The organism is Pseudanabaena biceps PCC 7429 (genome assembly GCF_000332215.1).
In the GTDB taxonomy this organism is placed as follows: Bacteria; Cyanobacteriota; Cyanobacteriia; order Pseudanabaenales; family Pseudanabaenaceae; genus Pseudanabaena; species Pseudanabaena biceps.
Genome location: NZ_ALWB01000236.1, coordinates 1 through 7322, shown reverse-complemented (window position 1 = coordinate 7322; position 7322 = coordinate 1). Strand labels below are relative to the sequence as shown.

The 7322-nt window shown below is 43.0% G+C and carries 4 protein-coding genes and 2 pseudogenes; 2 read left to right on the top strand and 4 right to left on the bottom strand.

The features are described 5' to 3' along the window. Positions 1 to 48: 48 nt before the first annotated feature. The 4 genes and pseudogenes from PSE7429_RS24685 to PSE7429_RS19375 all read right to left on the bottom strand — a co-directional run. Positions 49 to 174: pseudogene (locus PSE7429_RS24685) on the bottom strand (IS1/IS1595 family N-terminal zinc-binding domain-containing protein); the annotation flags it as partial. 171 nt (positions 175 to 345) lie between these two features. After that, positions 346 to 709, bottom strand: a pseudogene (locus PSE7429_RS19385) (transposase); the annotation flags it as partial. Between the two features lie 79 nt (positions 710 to 788). Then, complete coding sequence (locus PSE7429_RS19380) at positions 789 to 1577, bottom strand: WG repeat-containing protein (RefSeq protein WP_158467653.1); 789 nt, start codon at positions 1575 to 1577, stop codon at positions 789 to 791. 112 nt (positions 1578 to 1689) lie between these two features. After that, positions 1690 to 3633, bottom strand: a complete 1944-nt coding sequence (locus PSE7429_RS19375) for a DUF2779 domain-containing protein (RefSeq protein ID WP_009629034.1) — start codon at positions 3631 to 3633, stop codon at positions 1690 to 1692. Between the two features lie 246 nt (positions 3634 to 3879). Between PSE7429_RS19375 and PSE7429_RS19370 the strand changes: the two genes are divergently transcribed. Beyond that, positions 3880 to 5889 (top strand): adenylate/guanylate cyclase domain-containing protein, encoded by a 2010-nt coding sequence (locus PSE7429_RS19370; protein ID WP_009629033.1) that lies wholly within the window; start codon positions 3880 to 3882, stop codon positions 5887 to 5889. 164 nt (positions 5890 to 6053) lie between these two features. Next, positions 6054 to 6974 carry an energy-coupling factor transporter transmembrane component T family protein gene (locus PSE7429_RS19365; protein WP_009629032.1) on the top strand — a complete coding sequence of 307 codons (921 nt, stop codon included), beginning with the start codon at positions 6054 to 6056 and terminating at the stop codon, positions 6972 to 6974. Positions 6975 to 7322 lie beyond the last annotated feature (348 nt).

Genomic DNA, 7322 nt, shown 5'->3' with positions numbered 1-7322 from the left:
CATGCCGTTGTCAGTACATTTTTAGGTCATATTCTTTTGTACATCTTGCGAATATCCAAGCACTGAGTAGTTATCAATGAACTGACGACCGCAATCAGCACAAATATGATTTTGTTTGTCTCCTCGTTTCCCATTTTTACGAATATGTGTTGAACCACACTTTGGACATTTCATTGTTTTTCATTGCTAAAACTCGTTATCTTTTATTTACTCATTCATCTCTCATTTGTGCAACGCCGCCTTGGTTCGGTGGTTCTTTGTCTTCTTCTTGACTCTGTTCGTCTTCTTTCTCTTTTTGTTTCGATTCTATTGGATGTTTTACAATCTGTTCGTTGATTCTACCGATGATCTCTAGATTCAATCGTTTGCGAAAGTGCACCATCATGCTGGCTTCAAATGGTGCTTTGTCGCTGTATTCTGATATCCCTAGAAAGTATTGCAAATATGGATTCTCTCGGATCTGTTCTACTGTCTCTTCATCGCTTGTCCCTAGTTTCTCTTTGATGATCAGTGCTCCCAGTGCCATCCGAAAGCTCTTGGCTGGTGCTCCTTCACCTGAGCTGAATTGTTCTGCATATTCACTCTCAAAACTTTCCCATGGGATTAGTTCCGCTAACTTTACCCACCGATTCTCTCCTGATAGTTTTCCACTAAATGGAAGATAGAAGTTCTCGAATGATAGTTGTCCTTTTGCGGAACGTCGGTACATAAAATTTTATTGATGCAAGGATTTTTCTTGTTTTTGGGCTTTTTCCTTGCATTTTATCAGCTTTTACAACCTTTGGAAACTACTGATTGCAACTGTTTCTGCCTTTTTCAGCAAGCCCTATATATCCATAGGATTTTTTCCAAAAGAAGTAATCAGGTACAGCTGCTAGTCCATCAGAAAAATCAGGGAGAAAATCATAAGAGTCAAAAGGGAAAGCTTGCTTTCCATTGTGATTAATATAAAAATATCGGAAGAGAAAGTTATAATAAAAGAAACCTCTTTCTCTAACACTCACTGGAGTTAGTCCATTCTGAAAAGCTCCAGTTTCACTAAACTTAAATCCAATTATTACATTACCATTTTGGTCGATAAATCCTCTACCCTCATTCTCTCGATTATTACTTGCTGGAACTAAACCTTCAGAAAAATTGTCTATATCTATAAACCTAAACTTTTCTAGCTCATTAAGAGGCTCGCCATCAGCGCTAATATACATCCACGTATGTTTAATTCTTACTTTCGTAAAATCACCGTTATAGAAACTTCTTACCTCATCAAATTTTGGCTCAATTATCATTTCACCCTCAGGGTTAATAAATCCCCATCCCCCCAATTTTATTGCCGCCCTATTTCTCTTGAATTCCTCAGCCTTCTCAAATATAGGTTTAATTTTAATTTCTCCAAACTTGTCGATATAACCCCACTTCCCATTTGACTCGATAGGATAGAAGTATTGAAAATTTATTGGGATTTCTTCTGTTTTGACTAGTGGATCTACATTGATAACCGAAGGTTCTATTTTATTAGAAATATTACAACTAATCAATAAGAATAAAATCATTACTGTAAGAATAATTTTTTTTGCCATCTCTTTTTTGTCATTTCTTAGTATGCTCTCACTACTATGCTTAATTAGGCACTGGTCAGCTAAAGTGTGATCGACATATTTGCTCCTTTTTAGTTGGCACGAAACGGGCATTTCATAATCCATCCCCTATTAGCTGACCAGTACCTTTTGACTTGTGGCATAACTTATGCCAATGCGTCCAGATGATCACCATTGCCATGGTATCGAGGCGGCAATATTGATAGAGTAATTCTTTCCATTGCGATCGCATAGCTTGATTGTCTCGACTCAGATCCCGATTTTCGCCATACATTAGATCTTGATAGGCAAGCATGGCTCCAGCCCCTTCATTCACCACTTGAATGCGATCGCCAATTTGCAACTGGGGCAAAACATCGTAAGGACTGAGCACCTCGCCATTTATCTCTTGATAGTATTCCTTAAAGTAAGGTATTTCATGTAGATAGGGATTGGTCTTCCACACCGCAGGCAAGACGCATTTCAACGAAGTTCTTCCCTTCATTAATGGATGGAAGTAATGTTTGAGCGTGAGTGCATTCATATCAACTAAATGGGATGTTCCCTTTGTGCCTAGTTTAGCGGTATTTGCTAGCCAAGCTTGGAGTTGGGGATTCTGATAGTCATAGGCTTGCATTTGGTAATAGATATCACGCAGCACACTATTTTCATGGGTTGCCCATGTCAAAATTGTACCGCGATCGCCCAAGCATTCCATCAGAGATTCCGCAAATTGAAAATTGGGAAAATTATGTTCCAGATCAAGCCATTCGGTTTGAATCGGCGGTGCGTCGGGTGCAGCGATCGTGTGACAACTCCACTGGAAGGCAACCTGCTCATAAGTTTGCATCCCTGCATAGTAGGGAATTGCCATACGGGAGGTTTCAAAATCAATAAAATGAATGGGATATTCGACCTTTTGTAAGAAGCTGGGAAGCTCATCGGAAATCCATTCTTTATTCTTTTGGGTATATTCGATCTGAATGAGCTGTCGTTCGCTATAGGTTCCGTCATTGAGTTCTTCAAGGGGCACATCAAACATGCTGACCTGCTTTTGCTCGATCATTTCGTTGACCAGAGGCGTTTCATTGCCCCCAATTCTCCCCATTTGATAAAGTTCCAATACGTGATGTTCTACCTCAGCAAGATCTCCCCAGCATTCCTTAAAGCCATCGCGGGAATCTTGAGCGCTTGCCCGATATTCACAGCCTTTGCAACTTTTACTAATCGGTGCAAAAATTTCTGGCGATCGCTCGATGAGGTAGCCGATATATTTTTGGGCTGTCGTAATCGTGGGTTCGACTAATTCCGCAACCTCAGACTCAATACTGACCTTAGTTAGAAATTGATCCTGCCATAATTCTTGCATATCCCCAGAAAAGTTGATAGTCACCCCATTGAGTTTAGAAAAGGAATTGCGGGGACTAGATACACGTTGAATTTGGAAATAGGATGCAAGGTTATCGATCGCAGTGGTTTTAGTGCGGTCAGGAACGATGAGATAGGGCGCAATTTCAACTTGAAGTTGGGGTAAATGCTCGGCTAGCATTTCTTGTAAAATGCCGACTTGGTAAGCAACTTCTTCGATAATATGCCGCCATTCCCCACCCACTTTACCAGTACGTTTATTGCGAAAAAGGGAGAGATGGCGATTTTTGATTAATTCATCATGGGCTTTACTATCAAACCCTTTGGCACGAATTTCTATAATTTCAATGCGATCGCCCTGCTTGACGAGAATATCAGCCCGCGCTAATTTACGATCGGCATAGAGCACTGGCTCAAATAGCGTCACATTCTCTTTTTGTAATTGAGCGATCGTTTCCTGCATCGCTTGGGCAATATGCTCATCGGAATTGAGATTTGCCGAAACATAAATCCCTTCAGGATGCAGAAGATGGGCGATCTTGCTAATAATAAAATTCCCATCAGCTAATATTCTGGTATAAGGATCCACGCGATCGACAGTAGGGTAGCCTAATTTTTTGTAATAAAGTTTTGTCGAGCAACTGCGGACAGTCTTGAGATCGGATTTCGTCAGATAAATAGGATGGGGCATACTGCCTAAATACTTAAATATGGGGATTGCAGATAAAATTTTGATTTAGGATGGGCGGCGCTATGCGCCGCCCATCCTAAATCAAAATTTTTGAACTATTACAAATCTAGCCTTAAAATTTGCAAGTTAGAAATATAAATTCCACAAAATTCAACGAAATTTGCTATTTCATGGTTTTGGCGATTGCTATCAATCATCGAAACCAGATAGTCTGCAACTATTATTAAACTTTTGGGAGAGATAATCATGTTAGAACTTTGGCTAGAGACTACTTCGCTATTAGTAAGCCTGAGGAAGAGTTTTAAATTTTTATCTAGTCCCAAATTTATTGGTTATGCTTTGATTGGCTCGATCGCGACTTTGAGTGCGATTGCCACTGGGCTGGAACTCAAGGAAGTCCAGAGCCTAGAAAGACAAACCCAGTCAGCATTTTTTAACTGGCGCGGGACGGTAGCTCCTCCCAAAAATATTGTAATTTTAGCGATCGACGATCTCTCCCTACGGCAAGGGGAATTTTACGATCCCCAAAAGCGTCCCTTTTTAGAACCCTTTCGGACGACGACATGGAAGCGGGTCGTCTATGCCCAAGTTCTAGAAAAACTAGTTAAGGCTGGGGCAAAGGTAGTTGCTTTTGATATTTTGTTTGTGACCCCTGGGGATCATGGTGCGGATGACGACAAAAAATTTCAAGGCGCAATTACGAAGTATGGCGATAAAGCCGTATTTGCCGCCAGTTACGAACTCTCTCAAATGGGAGAAGCAAGTATTATGCAGCTTGCCACGCCAGAGTCCGTTTTCCAAATAAAACCAAATACGTTAGGGCTGATTAATTTTCAACCAGAAGTTACGGGTAACATTCACCGTTTAGGCGTACAGCCTCCCGCCGAAAGTGGCTTGCCCCCCGTACCGACCTTTGCGGCTTCAGCACTGAACGTTGCCAAGATTAGTTATCCTAAGCCCAAGGGGGATGGTATCTATTTCTATGGTGGATTTGATACTTGGTCAAACGCTCAGCAATTAGTTCCATTCTATTATGTGGTCGATCCTGATAATTGGAATAGCGAGCAACTTCAAGGCGGTAAATTTTTTCAGGATAAGATCGTTCTCATTGGCGCAACAGCAGCATCTAAACAAGATATCCAAAATTCGGCAGTGGGCAGAATGTCAGGGATTGAGATCCATGCCAATGCGATCGCGACCCTAATGGAGAATAAGAGTATGGCAAGATTATTTGCCAACCCTTTTCAACAAGGTATTTTTACTTTCTTACTTGTAGGGATCTCTGGCGGCATTCTCTGTCTGCTTAAACGCCCAACTACGCAGATCCTGACTGCCTTTGGGATTGCGATCGCTTGGTTTGGCATGGGATATGTTTGCTTCATTTACACCAGCACGATCTTACCCGTGGCGATTCCCACGATCGCGATCGGGCTAAATGGGATTGCGCTCTTAACTACAGGTTCCATTGCCGCACAGATTGATAAAATCCTACTCCGCCGCACTTTAGAGCGTTATGTCGCCGCACCGATCGTAGAAGAAATCGTCAATCAACCCGATAATTTTCGCGATCTATTAGAAGGGCGGACGATCAAAGCTGCCGTACTCTTTTCCGATATTCGTGGCTTTACCACGCTCTCTAGTCGCCTTCCTGCCAAACTGCTGATCCAACAGTTGAATACCTATTTAGGAGGGATGGTAGACGCGATTTTAGAATACCAAGGCACGATTGATAAATTTATTGGCGATGCGATCATGGCTGAGTTTGGTTCGCCCGTATCACGGGGTGAGAAGGATGATGCCATGAATGCAATCCATGCTGCTTTAAATATGCGATCGGTATTAATGGAACTTCGTCAACTCTGGCAGGCTGAAAACAAAATCCCTTTCTCCAATGGAATCGGAATTAACTATGGAGAAGTAACTGTTGGGAATATCGGTTCGTCCCGTCGCCTTGAGTATGCGGTAATTGGCGATACGGTTAATGTTGCCAGTCGAGTTGAGGGTATGACCAAGGATCTGGGAACGGATATTGTGATCACAAGTACTCTCTACGAAATTGTCAAGGATGAAATTGATGTGGTAGATTTCGGCGAACATGCGCTTAAAGGTCGGGTTGGTAATGTGCGACTCTATGGCGTAATTGGGCTAAAAGGCTGCGATCGCAATATTTACGAACAAGTTCAAAACGATCTCAAACGTCATGCAGCGGTAATCGACATTCTCAAAAAGGGGCAGTTGCCCACCCGCCGCGAATAGTGCGATCGCTAATCATCACAGCTACCCAAATTAATTATGCTGAACTACTTATTGGTATATTGGGAGATGCGAAGTAGCAACCAGAGAGGATACCGCCCGCGCAGCGGGCGGTATCCTCCTCTGGTTGCTACTTACCAACAAATCCCTGAAAAGATCAAAACATAGTGGATATACTGCGATCGCTTCCCATTGGACTTTATCTCGAACAGCCAATTACATGGCTGCACCGAATCGATCCACGCATTAAATTGTTTGGACTATTAACCATTTTATTGTCACCGATCCAAGCCAATGAACCTTGGCGGATTGCGATCGCAGTCTTACTGATCCTGTTGACCCTAGCGTCACGTATTCCGTTACGGGTTTGGAAACAGCAAATGGGGATTTTACTGTTACTTGGCTTGATGACCTTGGCGATCGCTACAGTTTCTCCTGACGGGACTAATGCCACAATTCAGCCTCGCCGCCCCATTCCTGAAATCGAGGTAACCAGCACCAGTCCGACGGTTTCCCCCCTAACGATTAACCTCCCCCAACCCAATTCCTATCGGTATGTGGTTTGGAAAGCAGGAAATATTACGGTTACTCGTCGATCGCGAGAATTGGGCGTGCGCGTTTGCACCTTGATTTTTACCTATCTATACGCACCGACCTTGTTTTTATTGGTGACTGCACCTGAGGAAATTACTGCGGCGATCGCGGCAATTTTTGCGCCCCTGAAGTTCCTAAAAATTCCCGTAGTAGAAATTGTGTTGACTTTGACGCTTGCTCTCCGTTTTGTCCCTCTGGTTTTAGAAGAAGTCCAGAACCTTGCAAGAGCAATGCGGACGCGATCGATTAATTGGAAAAAGCTCGGTTTCAAACGCACTACTCAAATTTGGTTAATTCTGGCGGAACGATTGATCGACAATCTCTTCATTCGTGCCGAACAGACCGCTAGCGCCATGCAAGTACGCGGATTTACCTCCCCAAATACGCATCTCGTGGTTTGGAATCCGCTTCGGTTTTTCCCTCGCGATATAGTTCTATTGATGCTGATCATGGCAATGTGGGGGGTGAGAATTTGGCTGGGTAATGATATTTAAAGAATAAGTAGCTGGGCATAGAAGAGCATACCGCCCGCTGCGCGGGCGGTATGCTCTCTGTTTTAGTTTTTTATAGCTACAGTCACGGACAAATCAAACCCCAAGAATTGACTGGCAGCGCTTCGCGCCGCCAGTCAATTCTTGGGGTTTATGTCCTAGTACAGCGACAGCTATACGTAAAAAGGGCGCATTGCATCCTTTTTTACGTAAAATTTTAGAGTCAATTAGTGGTGGGGCATTGCACCACCACTAATTTTTGTTGTGTAAGGTGCGTAAACTACTTAATGGAGGAAGTGGCGCACGCCAGTGAATACCATAATCAATCCTAGTTCGTCAGCGGCTTTAATC